Origin of the sequence: Methylobacterium sp. DB0501 (assembly GCF_011043735.1) — a bacterium.
GTDB lineage: Bacteria > Pseudomonadota > Alphaproteobacteria > Rhizobiales > Beijerinckiaceae > Methylobacterium > Methylobacterium alsaeris.
Genome location: NZ_JAAKGV010000016.1, coordinates 24,428 through 42,138, shown reverse-complemented (window position 1 = coordinate 42,138; position 17,711 = coordinate 24,428). Strand labels below are relative to the sequence as shown.

Below are 17,711 nucleotides of genomic sequence, written 5' to 3'. Positions count from 1 at the left end.
CTTCTCCCCTCTCCCGCACGGGAGAGGGGATCCCGCGCCTGATCGGTCCAGGAACGGATCAGGCCGACACCGAACCGGCGCTCACCCCTGCGCCGCCGCCAGATACGCCCGCCACCCCCCGAACCGCGACACGTCCTCCGCCGCCCGCACGCCCTCGGGCTCGCAGAGAAACCCCTTCGGCGTCGTGCCGTCGGCCAGCCGCAGGGTGCCGATGCCGAGGGGGGCGGGGATCGCCGCGACGAAGCGGCCGAAGGCCGCCGGCGCCAGCGCCCAGACCTCGGTGGCGATCGACGCGCCGCCCTCCGCCACCCGCACGAGGCCTGGACGGCGCGGCCCCGCTCCCTGCAGGGCGTAGAGGCGGTAGTCCGGCCGGGTCGCGACCGCACGGAGGCAGCGGGCGCCGAGCGCCGTCAGCTCGCCGTTGAGGGGCAGACCCGACAGGTGCGCGCCGACCACCGCCAGCTCGATCTCGTCGGCCGTCGCCCGCGCCGGCCCCGGCTCGGAGGCCGGCGGCAGGGGGGTGCCGGTCGCCCCCATCGGGATGCCGCCGGCGCGGTGGAGGGCGTCGCCCAAGGGGATCAGGGCGGCGTCCCGGCCCGCCGGAGCGATCAGCGTCACGCCGGCCGGCCGGCCGTCGGCGCGCGGACGGCTCGGCACGGCGAGCGCGCAAAGGTCGAGCAGGTTGACGAAGTTGGTGTAGGTGCCGAGCTCGGCATTGGGGCCGATCGGGTCGGCGTCGAGCGCCGCAAGGGTCTGCGGGCGCGGGAATGTCGGCACGCACAACGCGTCGATATCGCGCCAGACCGGCTCGGTGGCGCGGCGCAGTTCGGCCAGCCGGTAGTGCCCCGCGAAGGCGTCGGCGGCGGAGAATCCGGTCGCGCGCTCGGTGATCGCGCGGGTGACCGGGTGCAGCGCCTCGGGCTGCCCGGTGATGAAGGAGCGGATCGCCTCCCAGCGCTCGGCCACCCACGGCCCGTCGTAGAGCAGCGCGGCGGTGGCGAAGAACGGCGCGAGATCGACCGGGACCAGCGTCGCGCCGAGGGATTCGAGATCGGCGAGCGCGGCGTCGAAGGCGGCCTCGGACGGCGCATCGCCGAAGAAGCGCCGGCTTCCCGCATCCGGCACGCCGATCCGCCGCGGCAGCGGCCCGGGATGCCCGAGGGACAGGGCCCGCGAGAACGGATCGGCGGCGTCGAACCCGGCGAGCGCGGTGAGGCCCGCGAACGCGTCCTCGGCGGTCAGCGCGAAGACCGAGACGCAGTCGAGGGTGCGGCAGGCCGGCACCACGCCGCGGGTCGAGAGCGCCCCGAGGCTGGGTTTCAGCCCGACGATGGCGTTGAGCCCCGCCGGCACCCGGCCCGAGCCGGCGGTGTCGGTGCCGAGCGCCAGCGGCACCAGGCCGGCGGCGACCGCCACCGCGGAGCCCGACGAGGAGCCGCCCGGCACCAGAGCCGGATCGAGGGTGTTGCGCGGCACGCCGTAGGGCGAGCGCACGCCGACGAGGCCGGTGGCGAACTGGTCGAGGTTGGTCTTGCCGATGACGAGTGCCCCGGCTTGCCGCAGGCGCGCCACCACCGCGGCATCCGCCTCGGCGACACGGGCGTAGCCGGGGCAGGCGCAGGTGGTGGGCAGGCCCGCCACGTCGATGTTGTCCTTCACGGCGACCGGGATGCCGTGGAGCGGGCCCGCCGGCAGGGTGTCGGCCTCCGCCGCCGCCTCGGCCTCCGGCCGCAGGGTGATGAACACGGCCGGATCGGCATGGGCCGCGATGCGCCGGTAGACCTCGCGCACGGCCCCGCCGGGGGTGAGCGATCCTGAGGCGTAGGCCTCGCGGTACTGGCCGAGGGTCAGGGGGAAGGGGCTCATGCCGGCACCTCGTCGATCAGGCTGACATGCGCGGCGACGACCCGCCAGCCCTCGGGCAGCCGGGCCCAGGACTGCATCTGGCGCCCGACCTTGCCGGGATGGGCCTCGCGCCAGAACAGCGTCGAGGCGGTGGCGAAGTCGCGCCCGAAGGTGGTGATGACGGTGCGATCGATGCGCCGCTCGACCCCGACCGGCGAGCGCGCCCGGCGGAAGGCCCGGATCGCATCCATGCCGTAGAGGTTTTCCCCGACGCCGTACCGGATGGTGCGGGGATCGTCCCAGAACAGGGCCTCCAGGGTCGGCACGTCGTTGGTGACGAGGGCGGTCTCGTAAGCAGCGAAGGCCGCCTCGACCTCGGCTTTCACGTCGGGGTGGTCGATGTCCATGGGGTTTTCTCCCTGAAGACGTTTCCTGGCGTCTGCCTCGACGCAGTCCACTCGCGATCTCATCCTGAGGTGAGCGGGTGGATCGAGGAAATGCGATTGGATGGGCCGCGATCGCTCCGGACCAGGCCTCACTCCGCCACCGGCGCCGCCCCCACGCCCGCCGCCTCGAGCGTCCCGGCGACCCGCAGGGCCAGGTCCTCCCGCCACGGCGCCGCGATGACCTGGACGGCGAGGGGCAGGCCGTCCCCGACCCGCACCGGCACCGCCACGACCGGCAGGCCGACGAACGAGATCGGCTGGGTGAAGACCCCGATATTCGGCCGCGCCGGCACGGTGACGCCGTCGATCTCCATCGTCGCCTGGCCGATCCGCAGCGCCCGGCAGGGGGTGCAGGGGGCGAGGACCACGTCGACCTCCTCGAACAGGGCCAGCACCCGCGTCCGGTACCAGCTGCGGAAGCGCTGGGCGCGGTGGACCCACGCCGCCGGAATGGTCGTGCCGGCGATCAGCCGGTCGCGCACCGCCGGGTCGTAGTCGCCGGGGCGCGCGCGCAGCCGGTCGAGATGGAGGCCCGCCGCCTCGGAGGCGGTGATGACGAAGGCCGCGGCGCGGGCGCGGGCCGCCTCCGGGATCTCGATGGCCCGGGTCGCGCCCAGGGCCTCGGCGGCGCGCTGAACGGCTGCGAAGCAATCCGGCTCACCGCCCCGGGCGAAGTAGCCGCCGGCCACCGCGATGCGAAGGCCCGTCGCGCCCTGCGCGAGCGCCGCCGTCACCGGTTCGACGGGCCGCGGCGCCTGCCAGGGATCGTCGGGATCCGCGCCCTGCATCGCGTCGTAGGCGAGGCTCAAGTCGGCGACCGACCGGGCGAGCGGCCCGAGATGATCGAAGCTCGCGACGAACGGGAACGACCCCGCCCGCGACAGCCGGCCGAAGGTGGGCTTGAGCCCGAATGTGCCGCAGAACGCCGACGGCACCCGGATCGAACCGTTGGTGTCCGAGCCGAGGGCGAGGGGAACGAGCCCCGCCGCGACCGCCGCCCCCGAGCCGCCCGACGAGCCGCCGGTCATCCGATCCCGGTCGTGCGGGTTGCGCGAGGGGCCGTCATGGGCGTTCTCGCCGGTGAAGTCGTAGGCGTATTCGCCCATGTTGAGGGCGCCGACGAGGATGGCGCCGGCCGCTTCCAGCCGCCGCACGAGGGCGCCGTCGCGGGCGGCCGGTTCGCGGTCGCGGTTGATCTTGGAGCCGGCGCGGGTCGGAATGCCTTCCACGTCGAACAGGTTCTTGACCGCGAAGGGCACGCCGGCGAGCGGGCCGGGCGCCCGGCCGGCGGCGCGGTCGGCGTCGATCGTCGCGGCGCGGGCGCGGGCGCGCTCCGCCGTCACGTCGGTGAAGGCGTTCACGCCGGGATCGATCGCGGCGATCCGCGCCAGGGCGGCCTCGATCGCCTCCGCGGCGGTGAGCCGGCCCGCCGCCACGGCGGCGGCGATCCCGGCGGCCGTGCTCTGGTTGCTCATGCCCGGAACACCGGCGCCGGCTCGACGGTGTCGTCGAGGGGGAAATCGAGCACGAGGCGGGCGGCGGCGGCCGTCGCCTTGACGCTGGCGATCACCGTCTCGCGCCACTCGGGCGCCATCGGGATGCCGACCAGCGGCATCATCGCGTCGACGATCGCGCCGGCGGAGGCGTCGTCGAGGGGGAGGGCAGGGGGGAGGGCAGGAGCGAGGGGAGGTGTCGTCATGGTCGAACCTCGGGGATGAGTCGATGCGGCGGCGGAAGGCGTTGCAGGGCCTTGGTTCGTCTCGGTGGCGATATCGTCTTCGATGTGAGAACCAAGCCGAATTCTCCCTGCGATCTTGACATCCTCCGGGTCATGCCGCGCGCGGCCTCGGAATGACCCGGAGGATGTCGATCGTGTCGAGACCGACGACCGGGGTGAGGGCGGGATGCGCGTGCTCCTCACACCGGCGGCCTCGGAATCGCGGCCAGCAGCGCGCGGGTATACTCGGCCTGCGGCGCGCTTAAGACCGCGGCGGTCGGGCCCTCCTCGACGATCCGGCCGGCCCGCATGACGATCACCCGGTCGCAGAGCAGGCGCACCACCTGCAGGTCGTGACTGACGAACAGGTAGCTCATGCCGAGCGCCTGCTTGAGGTCGGCGAGGAGGTTGAGCACCAGAGCCTGCACCGAGACGTCGAGGGCCGCCGTCGGCTCGTCGAGGATCACGAGGTCGGGGGCGGGCGCGATGGCCCGCGCGATGCCGACGCGCGCCTTCTGGCCGCCGGAGAGCTGGTGCGGGAACCGGTCGAGGAGATCGACCGGCAGGCCGACGAGGCGGGCCAGCTCCTCGCAGCGCGCGCGGACCGCATCCGAGCCGGTCACGGTGCGGAAGCGCAGCAGCGGGTCGGCGATGGCACGCGCCGCGGTCCAGCGCGGGTTGAGGGATTCGGTCGGATCCTGAAACACCATCTGGATCTTCGGCCGCAAGCGGTGCCGGGCGAAGCGCGCGGCCGGCACCCGGCCGATCTCCTCGCCGGCGAACACGATCGAGCCCTCGGTCGGGTCGAGGAGCCGCATCACCATCGTCGAGGTGGTGGACTTGCCGCAGCCCGATTCGCCGACGAGGCCGACGCTCTCGCCGCGAGCGACCGTGAAGCTCAAGGAATCGACCGCCCGGAACGGCGCCTCCGCCGCCTTGCGCGTGAGCAGGCCGGCCTTCTTCGGGTACGCCTTCACCAGCCCCGAAACCGCGAGGAGCGGGGTTCCCGCCGCCTTGGCTCGCTCCAGGGGGGCGGCCGGCGCCCCCTCGGGCAGCAGGTCGCGCAAGGTCACGCCCGGGCGCGGCGTCGCCTGCATCAGCTTGCGGGTATAGGCGTGGGCGGGCGCCCGGAAGATCGTCGTGGCGGGTGCCGTCTCGACGACCCGGCCCTGCTCCATCACCACGATCCGGTCGCAATAGGTCGCGGCCAGCCCGAGGTCGTGGGTGATGAGCACGGTCGCCATGCCGCGCTCGCGGGTGAGCCCGGTGACGAGGTCCATCACCGCCTTCTGGGTCGTCACGTCGAGGCCGGTGGTCGGCTCGTCGGCGATGAGGAGCTGCGGCCGGCACGCGAGCGCGAGCGCGATCACCACCCGCTGGCACATGCCGCCCGAGAGTTCGAACGGGTAGGCGTGGTAGCGCTCGGTCGCCCGCGCGATCTTCACCTGTTCGAGCGCCGCGATGGCCTTGGCCTTGGCGTCGCCGGAGCCGGCCTCGGCGTGCTGGCGCAGCACGTCCTCGATCTGGTGGCCGACCTTGCGGATCGGGTTCAGCGCCGCGCGGGGATTCTGGAAGATCATCGAGATCTCCCGCCCGCGCAGGTCGCGCATCTGGCGCTCGGTCGCGGCGCGCAGGTCGATCCCTGAGAAGTCGACCGCGCCGCCGGCGATGCGCCCGGCCCGGTCGAGGATCCGCATCACCGCGTAGGAGGTGACCGACTTGCCCGAGCCCGACTCGCCGACGATGCCGACGGTCTCACCCTTGGCGACCGAGACGTCGACCCGGCGCACCGCCTGCACCGTGCCGCGGCGGGTGGCGAACTCGACCGTGAGGTCGCGGATAGCGAGGAGCGGGATCGCGGTCACGTGCGCCTCTGGGGGTCGACGATGTCGCGCAGGCCGTCGCCGATGAGGTTGAAGCAGAACACCGCGAGCATCAGGGCGAGGCCCGGGAAGAGCGCGATCCACCACTCGCCCGAGACGATGAAGCCCGCGCCTTCCGCCACCATGATCCCCCATTCCGGGGTGGGCGGGCGCACGCCGAGCCCGATGAAGGACAGGCCCGCCGCGTTGAGGATGGCGTAGCCCATCGTCAGCGACATCTGCACCATCATGAGCGGCAGGATGTTCGGCAGGATGCAGGTGAGCACGATGCGCAGGTCGGTATTGCCGGTCAGCCGCGCCGCCATGACGAAGCCGGCGTTGCGCCTCTGCGCGGCCTCGGCCCGGGCCAGCCGGGCATAGAGCGGGAAGTTGATGATGGCGGTGGCCAGCACGATGTTGCCGACCGTGTTGCCGAGCGCCGCCACGATCCCCATCGCCAGGACGAAGAGCGGGAAGGCCATGATGGTGTCGGCGAGCCGCCCGACGATCCGGTCGGTCCAGCCGCCGAAGAACCCGGCCATGATCCCGGCGAGCCCCCCGGCGACGAAGACCAGCGCCACCGAGAAGACCGCGATGGCGAGATCGAGCCGGGCCGCCACCACCACCCGCGAGAGGATGTCGCGCCCGAGCTGGTCGGTGCCGAAGGGGTGCGCCAGCGTCGGGGCCTGGAGCGCGATCGCCGTGTCGGAGGCGAGCGGGTCGTAGGGCACCAGCGACGGGCCGAGCACCGCACAGGCCATGAGCCCGAGGAGCAGCGCGAAGGCGAAGCCCGTGACCGGGTTGCCGGCGACGACGGTGCCGGCATGCGCCAGCGTCGCCGAGATCCCGGTGCGGGGACGGGTGGGGACGAGGGCGGGGGAGCCGGTGGCGCTCATGCGGCGTGCCCCACGCGCGGGTCGATCAGCCCGTAGGCGAGGTCGATCAGGAGGTTCAGCACCGTGTAGAGCAGCGCCATCGCCAGGACGAAGCCCTGGACCGGGGCGAAGTCGGAGGCGATCAGGGCCTCGACCGCGTAGGAGCCGACCCCCGGCCAGGCAAACACCTTCTCGACCAGCACGTTGGCGCCGAGCAGGAAGGAGAAGACCATGCCGAGCGTCGTCACCACCGGCAGCATCGCGTTGCGCAGCGCATACGTGACCACGACCCGGCGGCGCGACAGGCCGGCGGCCCGGGCGGTGCGGACGAAATCGGCGGCCAGCACCGCCAGCATCGCGGCGCGGGTGATGCGGGCGATGGGGGCGAGCGCGAAGACCGCCAGCGTCAGGCCCGGCAGCGCGATCTGGGCGAGCGCCGCCCGGAAGGTCTCGAGGTCGCCGGCCGCGAGGCTGTCGAGAAGGAGGAAGCCGGTCCGCGTCGGCGGCGGCGAGGCGAAGGCGTCGAGGCGCCCGAGCGGTGCGGGGGCCCAGCCGAGCACGAAGTAGAACACGTAGACGAGGAGCAGCCCGGTGAAGAACACCGGCAGCGACACCCCGGCCGTGGCGACGATCCGGCAGGCGTGGTCGACGAGCGAGCCCTGCCGCAGCGCCGCCGCCACCCCGAGCGGCACCGCGACGAGGAGCGCGAGGGCGAGTCCGACCAGGGTCAGCTCGGCGGAAGCCGGCAGCCGGCTCCCGAGATCCGCCGTCACCGGCTGGCCGGTGGTGAGCGAGCGGCCGAGATCGCCCCGGGCGAGGTCGGCGACGTAGCGGGCGAACTGCTCGGGCAGCGGCCGGTCGAGGCCCAGTTCGGTGCGGATCTGGGCGATGGCCTGGGGCGTCGCGGCCGGGCCGGCGAAATAGGCCGCAGTGTCGCCGGGCAGGACCCGGGTGAGCAGGAACGACACCACGACCACCCCGGCAAGCGCCGGCAGGGTGGTGGCGAGGCGGTCGAGGAGCGTGCGCAGCATGGTGTGGCCCTCCTGGGTGCGGGGTCGCGGGTCTTTGACCGGCCGGTCCGGCGTCCCCCGTGAACGATGGTCCGGGGAAGGAATGAAGCGCGGGTTTTCTCCTCTCCCCGCCCGCGGGGAGAGGAGAAAACCCGTGCCTTGTCTTTTCCCGGATAGTTCAGGGAAAGAGGAGAGAGTTCAGCACTCCAGCGTCCCGCCCCTCACGACGCCGTCCCCTTGGTCAGGTAGCGAAAGTCCGGCTCGCGGCAGGGCTGGAACTGGTAGCCGTTGATCGTGCGCTGCATCGCCACGTCGTGGGTCGGCTGGGCGATCGGCACCATCGGCACCTCGCGCTCGGCGAGCGAGACGAAGTCGATCACGCTCCTGTCGTAGACCGCCTGGTCGTCGGTGAAGCGGGCGGTATCGATCAGCTTGTCGAGCGCCGGATTCTGGTACGAGGCGATGTTGAAGATCGAGTTCGCCCCGTGCAGGGTCCAGAACAGGTAATAATCGGGGTAGTCGAGCCAGCCGGCGAAGCGGTTGAGCACCATCGGGTTCGTCTTCTTGGCAATCTCACCGCGAAAATTCGCGCCCGGAATTTTCCCGATCTCGACCGTGATGCCGATCCCGGCGAGCGCCTCCTTGATCAGCACCGCCATCGGCTCGGCGACGGTGGCGTTGCCGGCATCGAACAGCAGCGTGGTCGAGAGGCCGCCGGGCGCCGCCGCCTGCACCAGGGCCTTGGCCTTCGCGGGATCGGTCCGGTACGGGAAGCGTTGCGGCCAGGCCACCCGCGGCGTCTCCGGCCCGCCCGACATGTCGAGGCCGCGGCCGAACAGCGAGGCCTGCAGGATCTTCTCGTAGGGCAGCACCCAGGCGACCGCCTGGCGCAGGCGGACATCGGTGAACGGCCCGACCGCGGTGTTGAGGTAGACCGACCAGACCCCGTTCGGGATCGGCACGCCGACGACCTTGATCTTGCCGGCGTCGATCAGATCCTTGAAGTCCTTCGGCGGCAGCCCGTACGAGATGTCGGCGTCGCCCTTCTCGATGAGCGCCCGGCGGGTCGAGGGCGAGGCGATGTCGCGGGCGATGACCCGGCGCAGCTGCGGCAGCTTGCCGGAGGTCCAGGCATCGTTGCGGGCGTAGATCGTCTCGACGCCGGGCTTCCAGCTCTCGACCCGGTAGGCGCCCGAGCCGGCGACGTTGTTCTTGAGCCATTCCTTGGCCCACGGATCGCCGCCGCCGTTGCGCTGGGCCAGCTCGGAGTCAACACGAAGGGAATCGTGACGGCGAGGTTCGACATCGTCATCTTGTCCTTGCGGACGAAGTCGACGCGGAAGGTTTTATCGTCCAGGGCGACGAACTGCTCGGGCTTCTCCAGCGAGCCGGCATTCATCTGCGTGGTGGCGAAGCCCCCGATCGAGACCGCCCGGTCCAGCGACCACTTCACGTCCTTGGCCGTGACCGGCCGGCCGGAATGGAACCTGGCGTCCCGGAGCTTGAATGTGCAGCTCATCCCGTCGGAGGCGACCTGCCAGCTCTCGGCGAGTTCGCCCTCCATCTCCCCCATCTTCACGGCATTCCCGCCGCCGCCCGGGATCGGCACCGGCTTGAAGCGCAGGAGCCGGTCGTAGCAGTTGAGCGCCACCCCGTTCACCGGCTGCGAGGCGCCGATGCCCTGCATGTCCAGGGAGTTCGGCCCGTATTCCTGCACCAGGAGCAGGGTCTCGTTGCGGGTCGGGTTCTGGGCCTGGGCCCGCGAGCGCGCCACGAACGGCGCGGCGAGCCCGGCGGTCAGCGCGGTGCGGCGGGTGATCATGCGGCACGGGCCTTCGTCGGCGAGAGGGGGTGAATGCCCGCACCGGCGGGCGTCACGCCGCCATGAGGCAAGGTTCGGACCGGCACCGGAAATTGCATGCAACTCAGAAAGAGTGCATGCATTTCGGCGATCTTGCACGCATGTTGTTTGGGCGCGAGAGCCCTAATTTCAGGCATGCTCGCAGTCTGACGATGCGGCAGGGTGCGGGCCGTGGGCGATCGGGGCTGAGATGGACGAGGCGGCAGGACGGACGCGGACCGAGCGGCTGGCGGCGGAGATCGCCGAGGCGATCGTCACCGGGGCGCTGGCGCCGGGCCACCGCCTCGACGAGCAGGCCCTGGCCGACCGGTACGGCGTGTCGCGCACGCCGGTGCGCGAGGCCCTGCGCCAGCTCGGCACGTCGGGCCTCGTCGAGATGCGGCCGCGCCGGGGCGCGGTGGTGGCGCAGGTGACGCCCGAGCAGCTCGCCGAGTTGTTCGTCGCCATGGCGGAGATCGAGGCGACCTGCGCCCGGCTCGCCGCCCAGTCGATGAGCCCGCTGGAGCGCCGCCGCCTCGACGCCCTCCACGACGCCATGGCCGACCTCGCCGCCTCCGACGACCCCGCGGCCTATGCGCGGGCCAACACGGCGTTCCACGGCGCAGTCTATGCCGGCGCCCACAACGCGGTCCTGGCCGATTTCGCGCTCGGTTTGCGCCGCCGGCTGCAGCCCTACCGCGAGGCGCAGTTCCGCTTGGCGGGCCGGCTCGCCCGCTCCCATGCCGAGCACGGGGCGGTCGTCGCCGCGATCCTGGGCGGACGGGCCGAGGAGGCGCATGCCGCGATGCTGCGGCACGTCACCCTGGTGGAGAGTTCGGTGGAGGGGATGCTGGTGCGGGAGGCCGGCGGGCGGTGACCGGGATCCTGCGGGAGCGTACCGGGCCGCACCGCCGTTCCTTCAGAGCCTGTTTGACTTGCCCGATCGTCTCGACGCCCGCGATGTCAGTCCGGGCTCCGCGTTCGCGGCCCCGGCCTGACATCGAGGGTGTCGGCTCCGCCGGATCCGATCGAGCGGACACCGAGGCTCGCCGGTCCGCCCCCTCAGGCTGCGTCTCCCGCCTGGAACACCACGGCATCGAGCGCCAGGCACTCCCCCGGCTCCGTGCCGACCAGGATCGGGTTGACGTCGAGGCTGGCGAGGCCGGGCTCCTCGACCATCAGCCGCCCCACCGCCACCGCGGCGGCGAGGTAGGGCCCGATCGCGAGCGGCGGCTCGCCGCGCAGGCCGGCGATCAGCGGGGCGATGCGCAACCGTCCGAGCGCCCGGGCCGCCTCGGCCTCCGAGAACGGCGGCACCAGCAAGGCGACGTCCGGCATCGCCTCGACGTACTTGCCGCCGTCCCCCACCACGACGACCGGGCCGAAGAACGGGTCGCGATGCGCGCCGAGCATCAGCTCCCGCCGCCCCCGCGCCATCGCGGCGACGATGACGCCGGACGACGCGTGGCCGGCCCCTGCCAGCCCGGCCCGGCAGGCCTCGAAGGCGGCGCCGACCGCCTCCGCTCCGCTCACCCCGAGATGCACCAGGCCGAGCTCGCTCTTGTGCGCGACCTCCGCCGAGCAGCCCTTGACCGCGACCGGGCCGCCGATCCCGGCTGCCGCCGTCACCGCCTCCTCGGCGGTGCGGCAGAGCCGGTGGCGCACCACCGGCACCCCGGCGCGGGCGAGGCGGCCCAAGCTCTCGGCCTCGTCGAGGAGGCGCGGCGGCGCATCGGAGGGCGGGGGAGGGGCCGGGTGGGGCGGGCGGCCCGCGGCGGCCGCCATCCGCTCGTGGTGGGCGATGAACTGGTGGAGCGCCCGCACCGCCTCGTCCTCGCCGGGGAAGACCGGCAGGCCGCGGGAGCGGAACGGCGCGGCGACGATCTCCTGGGGCGCGACGATCACCACCGGCTTGCCGGTCGCCGCGGCGAAGGCGGCGGTGTCGCGGCCGAAATCGTCGACCGCGTAGGCCCGGCCCGCCACCGGGACCCCGACCAGGAAGGCGTCGGCGGACGGGTCCTCGGCGATCACCGGCAGGATCTGGCTGAACAGGGCGGAGTTGGTCATCAGCGCCGCCGTGATGTCGACCGGGTTGCGGGTCGCGGCGAAGCTCGGGAGGATCGCCCGCAGGCGGCCTTGCGTGTCGTCGTTCAGAGGGGCGATCTCGAGCCCGCGGGCCGAGGCGGCATCCGCCGCCATCACGCAGGTCGCGCCCGAATTGCTGATCGCCACCAGGCGGCGCCCCTCCGGCCGCCAGCCCTTCAGGTACAGCTCGGCCGCCGCGACGAGGTCGGTGGTGTCGCGCGCGCGCCAGATCCCATGCCGCTCCAGGAAGGCGTCGACCAGCCGGTCCTCGTTGGCGAGCGCCCCGGTATGGGACTGCGCCGCCGCCTGCCCGGCGGCGGTGCGGCCGGACTTGAGCGCGACGATCGGCAGCCCGCGGTCGCGGGCGATGGCGGCGGCCTCCGCCAGGTGGTGCGGGTCGGGGATGCTCTCGAGGTAGAGGAGCAGGAGCCGCAAGGCCGGATCGGCCGCCACCGCGGCGGCAAGCTCGCACACCGTCACGTCGGCGTCGTTGCCGGTGGCGTGGGTGTGGCGCACGCCGATGCCGCGGCTCCGGAGGAGGCCGTAGGGCACGACGCTCATCGCCCCGCTCTGGCTGACGATGCCGACGGGGCCGTCCTGCGGCGGCGCCTCCAGGAACATGCTGGAGAAGCTCGCCACCGCGCCGGTGCCGAAATTGGCCAGGCCTTGCGAGTTCGGGCCGATCATCCTGAGGCCCCGCGCCCGGGCGCGGGCCACCATCGCCCGCTCGGCCGCCTGGGCCGCGGGGTCGGCGGTCTCGCCGAAGCCCGAGGCCATCATGATCGCGACCTTGACGCCGATCTCGGCGCATTCGTCGAGGGCCGCCACCGCCGCCTCGCCCGGCACCGCGATGATCGCGAGGTCCGGCGCCCGCGACAGGGAAGAGAGGCGCGGCACCGTGCGAAGGCCCTGGACCTCGTCGCGCTTCGGGTTGACCGGCCAGACCTCGCCGCGAAAGCCGAAGCGCGACAGGTAGAGGAGCGGCCGGCCGCCGATCTTGTCGGGATTCTCGGACGCGCCGATCACCGCGATCGCCCGCGGGTCGAGGGCGGCCTGGAGGCTGGAACTCATGGATGACCCTTCATGATCGGACGTCCTGGGTGACGAAGGGGACGAGGCCGGCCCCGAAGGCGCGGAACGTCGTGCGGACGCAATCGCCGATCGCGACGCCCTCGGGCGGGCAATGCGCCATGAAGCGGAAGCCTTCTTCGGCATCGACCAGCGCGATGCCGTAGGGGGCGTGGGCCTGCAGGTCCGGGGAGGGCGCGCGCGCCACCACGGTCACGGCGTAGACCGTGCCGCGGCCGGAGGCCGTCTCCACCGCCGGATCCTCGCCGCCGCAGGCCGGGCAGAACGGGCGGCGGAAATACTGCACGCCTCCGCAGGCCCGGCAGCGCGCGAGCACCAGCCCCTCGCCGCCCTTGGTCCAGTCCGGGGGATCGCCGTCCGGGCTCATCGGCCGTTCTCCAGGACGAGGCTGACATGGGAGGAGAGCACGCCGCCGTCGCCGTGGAGCAGCGCCAGGGACGGGGGCGCGACCTGGCGCGGGCCGGCCTGCCCCCGCATCTGCCGCACGGCCTCGGCGAGGTGGGCCATGGCGCCGCCGACGCCGCAATGGCCGTAGCTCAGGAGGCCGCCATGGGTGTTGAGCGGCATCGCGCCGCCCGGGGAGAAACGCCCCTCGCGGGCGAGCCGCCCGGCGCCGCCCCGGGGCGCGAGGCCGATCTCCTCGAGCAGGATCGCCAGGGTGATGGTGAAGCTGTCGTAGATCGCGGCGTAACGGATGTCCGGCAGCCCGATCCCCGCCTGGGCGAGCGCCCGGCCGGCACTGTCGCCGGCGCCGAAGGCGGTCAGCGAGGCGGCGGCGCTGACGTGCTGGTGGGTGTGGGCCTGGCCTGCGCCGCGAATGCTCGGGCCGGGCCGGGCGGAATCCGCCCGCTCGATCACGAAGGCGGCGCCGCCATCCGAGACCGGGCAGCAATCGAGCAGGCGCAACGGCGCGGCGATGGGCTTCGAATCGCGCACCATCGCGGCGGTGATCGGCTCGGTCAGGTGGGCGCCGGGCGTGCGGGCGGCGTTCGCCCGCATCAGCACCGCCAGTTCGGCATGATCGTCGATGCCGTATTCATGCGCGTAGCGCGCGGCGACGAGGCCGTAATAGGCGGGGATCGTCGGGCCGAGCGGCACCTCGTAGGTCGGGTGGCCGACCTGGGCCAGCGTCTGGATCGCCGCGTCGCGGGACTGGCCCGACAGCCGGTTCTCCCCCGCCACGACCAGGATCCGCCGCGCCGCGCCCGCTTCGACCAGCCAATGCGCCAGCATCACCAGGGCGAAGCCCGTGGCGCCGCCGAGCTGCACCGCGTGGGCGTAAGCCGGCCGCAGGCCGAAATGCTCGGCGAACACCGTCGAGAGCATCAGGTGCGGGTGGGTGGTGGAGTAGCCGGTGATCAGCCCGTCGATCTCGCGCCGCTCCAGCCCGGCGTCGGTGAGCGCGTCCGTGGCGGCGCGGCTCATCAGGTCGAGGGTGGAGAGGCCGGGCAGGCGCCCGAACGGGGTGAGCCCGATGCCGGTGATCCGGCTCACCGGGTGGATGTTCCGGGCGATGGGCCGGATCGCACCGCGCGGTCAGGCGCCGATGGACAATCGGTCCGCACAATATTCCGTTTGGCGGAACTTGGCATCGGGCGTCCTCCGGGCCGGGCCGTCACGGCGTCATGCCGGCGACCTCTTGTCGGAAGATGGTTGCCTTCCGCCGAATAGCCTGTCAACACTATCCCGTGCCGGCCGATGATCGCGATCGTCGCCGGGTGGGGAGAGCCGAGACCGACCGGATTGGTTCCGCAACACGGAACCGGCCCATCAAGGGCGGCGGGCTCGGGAACGCGTGAGAGGCGCCATGCACCCTCGGCCGGGCCTGGATTCGCGTGCGGTGCCGGGAACCGCATGAGCCCCCTGGCCGACGACGCCCCGCCTGCGACGGCCGGCGCCGAACCGAACGCCGTGCAGAAGGTCTGCGCCGTGATGCGGGCGCTCGCCGCCCCGGCGCCGCGGCGCCTGACCGACCTCGCGGCCGAGACCGGGCTCAACAAGGTGACGGCCCTGCGCATCCTCGACACCCTGGCCCAGGAGGGCTTCGCCGCCCGCGCGGGCGATGGGCGGCGGTGGCGGCCCGGGCCGGAACTGATGGCGCTCGCCGCCAGCGCCGGCCGGCCCGACGACCTGAGGGCGCTGGCGCGGCCGAGCCTGATGCGGCTCGCCGAACTCTCCGGCGACACGGTGCTGCTCTCGGTGCGCAGCGGCGTCGAGGCCGTCTGCGTCGAGCGGGAGATCGGCGCCTACCCGATCCGCGCCAACTACCTCGATATCGGCAGCCGCCGGCCCCTCGGGGTCGGGGCCGGCGCCATGGCGTTGCTCGCCTGGCTGCCCGACCGCGAGATCGAGGCGGTCCTCGGCATCGTGGTCCAGCGTCTCGGGCCCTATCCGCGCCTCGGCCGGGCGGAGATCCGCGCCGGCATCGCCGAGGCACGGGCGCGGGGCCACGTCGTGCTCCTCGACCAGGTGGTGGACACGATGGGGGCGATCGGCGTGCCGGTGCGCGACGAGACCGGCCGCACCGTCGCGGCCCTGAGCCTCGCGGCGCTCACCACCCGCATCCGGGCGCGGGAGGCGGAACTCGCGGAGGCGCTCCGGCGCGAGGCCGACCTGATGGAGCGGGAGCGGATCCCGGGATGACGCGAAGGGCGGCAGTTCGGTCGTGTCGATCACAGAGAACATCACCTTCGGAGGAACGATTGAAGATCGTCGACATCCAGTCCCAGATCGTCTCGCTCCCCTTCGACATGGGCGGTCCGCCGGCCCGCTTCGCCGGCAAGGCCTGGACCCATCTCGACATCCTGCTGGTGCGGGTCGAGACCGACGAGGGGCTGGTCGGCTGGGGCGAGGCCTTCGGGCATGCCGGCATTGCGGCGACGCGGGCCGCCCTCGACGGGATCGTCGCGCCCCTCGTCCTCGGGCGCTCGTCGGGCGACATCGCGGCGCTGACGCGCAGCGTGCTCCACGCCACGCATCTGCTCGGCCGCAACGGCCCGTTCGTCTTCGCCTTCTCGGGGCTGGAGACGGCCCTGTGGGACCTTGCCGGCAAGCGGGCGGGGCAGCCGGTGGCGCGCCTCCTGGGCGGCGACCTGCGCGAGCGGCTGCCGGCCTATGCCTCGCTGCTGGCCTACCACGAGCCGGCGCTGGTGCGCCGCAACGTCGAGGCGGCCTGTGCCGCCGGCTACCGCCACATCAAGCTGCACGAGGTCACCGAAGAGGCGGTCGCGGCGGCGGCCGAGGTGACGCGGGCGTTTGGTGCCGCCCTGATGGTCGACGTCAACTGCGCCTGGAGCGTGCCGGCGGCGCTGAAGATGGCGGATGCCTTCGCGCCCCACGGCCTCCTCTGGTTCGAGGAGCCGGTCTGGCCGCCGGAGGACGTGCATGGTCTCGCGCAGGTCCGGGCCCGCGGGATCCCGATCGCCGCCGGCGAGAACACCGCCGGGCTGTTCGGCTTCAAGGCGCTGATCGAGGCCGGGGCGATCGACGTCGCGCAGCCGAGCGTGACCAAGGTCGGCGGCATCGGCGAGATGCTGCGGGTGATCACGCTCTGCGAGGCGCACGGGATCAGGCCCGCCCCCCACAGCCCCTATTTCGGCCCCGGCTTCATCGCCTCCCTGCACGTCATCGCGGCGCGCGTCGAAGACCCGCTGGTCGAGGTGCTGTGGCTCGACATGGAGGCGAACCCGTTCGATCCTTGGGTCCGGGCCGAGAACGGCCACGTGCGGCTGCCCCCCGGCCCCGGCCTCGGCTGCGACCCGGACCTGAGCGTGCTCGACCGCTACCGGGTCGGCGACATCGTCCGCACGGCATAAAGGGAGGAGACGCCATGAAGGTCGACCGCGTCGAGACGCGCCCCATCCTCTTGCGCCCCGAGCGGCCGATCGGCTCGGCGCTCGGGCAATTGCATGCGTTCGGCTGCATCCTGGTCACGGTCCGTGCCGAGGGGCTGACGGGCGAAAACATCGTGTTCACGTTGAACGACCGCCGCACCAAGGTGCTGCGCAGCCTGATCGACGAGATGGCCGACCTGGTGATCGGCCAGGATGCCGGCCACATCGCCGGCTTCTGGTCGCGGGCCTGGCGCGACGTGAACTTCATGGGCCACAAGGGGATGCCGGTCATGGGCATCTCGGCCCTCGACGGCGCGCTGTGGGACCTCGCGGGCAAGCGCGCCGGGCTGCCGCTCTACCGGATGCTCGGCGGGGCGAGTGCCCACGTCCCGGCCTACCATTCCGGCGGGCTGTGGCTCGACCGCTCGACCGACGAGCTGGTCGCGGAAGCCGCGCGCTTCAAGGCGGCGGGCTTCCGGATGATGAAGATGCGCCTCTCGGCCGGCGACCCCGACTGGAACGTCGACCGGGTGCGGGCGGTCCGCGCGGCGATCGGCCCGAAGGTCCGCCTGATGGCCGACGCCAACCAGGGGCTGACCGAGAACGACGCCATCCGCCTCGGGCGGCGGCTGGAGGAATTCGATCTCACCTGGTTCGAGGAGCCGCTGCCGGCCTGGGACGTCGAGGGCCTCGCCCGCGTCGCCGCCGCCCTCGACACGCCGATCGCCAGCGGCGAGACCGACTACACCCGCTACGGCTTCCGCCGGATGATCGAGCTGCGCTCGGCCGACATCCTGATGCCGGACCTGCAGCGGGTCGGCGGCGTCACCGAGTTCATGCGGGTCGGCCATCTCGCCGAGGCGCACGACCTGCCGGTCTCGAGCCACCTGTTCCCGGAGCAGAGCCTGAGCGTCCTCGGCGCGCTGGCGAACGCGCATTCACTCGAATACATGCCGTGGTTCTCCGACCTGTATTGCGAGAGACTGGACTTCGCCGACGGATCCGCCATCGTGCCGGAGCGGCCAGGCTTCGGGTTCACCTTCGACGAGGACCGGATCCGGCACCTGGAGCGGCAAGGCGCCTAAAGAACGCGCCGGCCGAAGCGACAA

15 protein-coding genes and 1 pseudogene are annotated in these 17,711 nt (G+C 73.0%); 4 read left to right on the top strand and 12 right to left on the bottom strand.

All coding sequences use genetic code 11. The features are described 5' to 3' along the window. Window positions 1-81: 81 nt before the first annotated feature. The 9 genes and pseudogenes from atzF to G4G93_RS36775 all read right to left on the bottom strand — a co-directional run. Complete coding sequence (atzF, locus tag G4G93_RS22230; protein ID WP_165087241.1) at window positions 82-1,866, bottom strand: allophanate hydrolase; 1,785 nt, start codon at window positions 1,864-1,866, stop codon at window positions 82-84. After that, complete coding sequence (hpxZ, locus tag G4G93_RS22225) at window positions 1,863-2,252, bottom strand: oxalurate catabolism protein HpxZ (RefSeq protein ID WP_165087240.1); 390 nt, start codon at window positions 2,250-2,252, stop codon at window positions 1,863-1,865. The genes atzF and hpxZ overlap by 4 nt, the downstream gene beginning before the upstream one ends. 128 nt (window positions 2,253-2,380) lie before the next feature. Then, window positions 2,381-3,766: an AtzE family amidohydrolase gene (locus tag G4G93_RS22220; protein ID WP_165087238.1), complete on the bottom strand. Its 1,386-nt coding sequence runs from the start codon at window positions 3,764-3,766 to the stop codon at window positions 2,381-2,383. After that, window positions 3,763-3,990 (bottom strand): DUF4089 domain-containing protein, encoded by a 228-nt coding sequence (locus G4G93_RS22215; RefSeq protein WP_165087237.1) that lies wholly within the window; start codon window positions 3,988-3,990, stop codon window positions 3,763-3,765. The genes G4G93_RS22220 and G4G93_RS22215 overlap by 4 nt, the downstream gene beginning before the upstream one ends. A gap of 218 nt (window positions 3,991-4,208) precedes the next feature. Continuing rightward, window positions 4,209-5,873: an ABC transporter ATP-binding protein gene (locus G4G93_RS22210; RefSeq protein ID WP_165087234.1), complete on the bottom strand. Its 1,665-nt coding sequence runs from the start codon at window positions 5,871-5,873 to the stop codon at window positions 4,209-4,211. Next, window positions 5,870-6,766, bottom strand: coding sequence for an ABC transporter permease (locus tag G4G93_RS22205; protein ID WP_165087233.1), 897 nt, complete (start codon window positions 6,764-6,766; stop codon window positions 5,870-5,872). Before G4G93_RS22205 ends, G4G93_RS22210 begins: the two co-directional genes overlap by 4 nt. Then, window positions 6,763-7,776, bottom strand: coding sequence for an ABC transporter permease (locus tag G4G93_RS22200; RefSeq protein WP_165087231.1), 1,014 nt, complete (start codon window positions 7,774-7,776; stop codon window positions 6,763-6,765). The genes G4G93_RS22205 and G4G93_RS22200 overlap by 4 nt, the downstream gene beginning before the upstream one ends. Window positions 7,777-7,976: 200 nt before the next feature. After that, window positions 7,977-9,017, bottom strand: a complete 1,041-nt coding sequence (locus G4G93_RS22195; RefSeq protein WP_409513826.1) for an ABC transporter substrate-binding protein — start codon at window positions 9,015-9,017, stop codon at window positions 7,977-7,979. Window positions 9,018-9,085: 68 nt separating this feature from the next. Continuing rightward, window positions 9,086-9,274 (bottom strand): annotated as a pseudogene (locus tag G4G93_RS36775) (ABC transporter substrate-binding protein); the annotation flags it as partial. 532 nt (window positions 9,275-9,806) lie between these two features. On the opposite strand from G4G93_RS36775, the gene G4G93_RS22190 reads away from it, so the two are divergent. Beyond that, on the top strand, window positions 9,807-10,472 hold the full coding sequence (locus tag G4G93_RS22190; protein ID WP_165087229.1) for a GntR family transcriptional regulator: 666 nt from the start codon (window positions 9,807-9,809) through the stop codon (window positions 10,470-10,472). Between the two features lie 185 nt (window positions 10,473-10,657). Here G4G93_RS22190 and G4G93_RS22185 read toward each other — a convergent pair whose 3' ends face one another. Genes G4G93_RS22185 through G4G93_RS22175 form a run of 3 tightly spaced genes read right to left on the bottom strand, consistent with a single transcriptional unit; the run spans window position 10,658 to window position 14,263 of the window. Next, window positions 10,658-12,751: an acetate--CoA ligase family protein gene (locus tag G4G93_RS22185; RefSeq protein ID WP_165087227.1), complete on the bottom strand. Its 2,094-nt coding sequence runs from the start codon at window positions 12,749-12,751 to the stop codon at window positions 10,658-10,660. 10 nt (window positions 12,752-12,761) lie between these two features. Next, complete coding sequence (locus tag G4G93_RS22180; RefSeq protein WP_165087225.1) at window positions 12,762-13,136, bottom strand: Zn-ribbon domain-containing OB-fold protein; 375 nt, start codon at window positions 13,134-13,136, stop codon at window positions 12,762-12,764. Further along, window positions 13,133-14,263 carry a thiolase family protein gene (locus tag G4G93_RS22175; RefSeq protein WP_165087224.1) on the bottom strand — a complete coding sequence of 377 codons (1,131 nt, stop codon included), beginning with the start codon at window positions 14,261-14,263 and terminating at the stop codon, window positions 13,133-13,135. The genes G4G93_RS22180 and G4G93_RS22175 overlap by 4 nt, the downstream gene beginning before the upstream one ends. A gap of 360 nt (window positions 14,264-14,623) precedes the next feature. Between G4G93_RS22175 and G4G93_RS22170 the strand changes: the two genes are divergently transcribed. The 3 genes from G4G93_RS22170 to G4G93_RS22160 are packed head-to-tail and all read left to right on the top strand — an operon-like array spanning window position 14,624 to window position 17,687. Next, on the top strand, window positions 14,624-15,412 hold the full coding sequence (locus G4G93_RS22170; protein ID WP_165087222.1) for an IclR family transcriptional regulator: 789 nt from the start codon (window positions 14,624-14,626) through the stop codon (window positions 15,410-15,412). Between the two features lie 59 nt (window positions 15,413-15,471). Beyond that, window positions 15,472-16,584, top strand: coding sequence for a mandelate racemase/muconate lactonizing enzyme family protein (locus tag G4G93_RS22165; RefSeq protein ID WP_165087220.1), 1,113 nt, complete (start codon window positions 15,472-15,474; stop codon window positions 16,582-16,584). Window positions 16,585-16,598: 14 nt separating this feature from the next. Then, a complete protein-coding gene (locus tag G4G93_RS22160; protein WP_165087219.1) occupies window positions 16,599-17,687 on the top strand; it encodes a mandelate racemase/muconate lactonizing enzyme family protein in 1,089 nt (362 codons plus the stop codon). Window positions 17,688-17,711 lie beyond the last annotated feature (24 nt).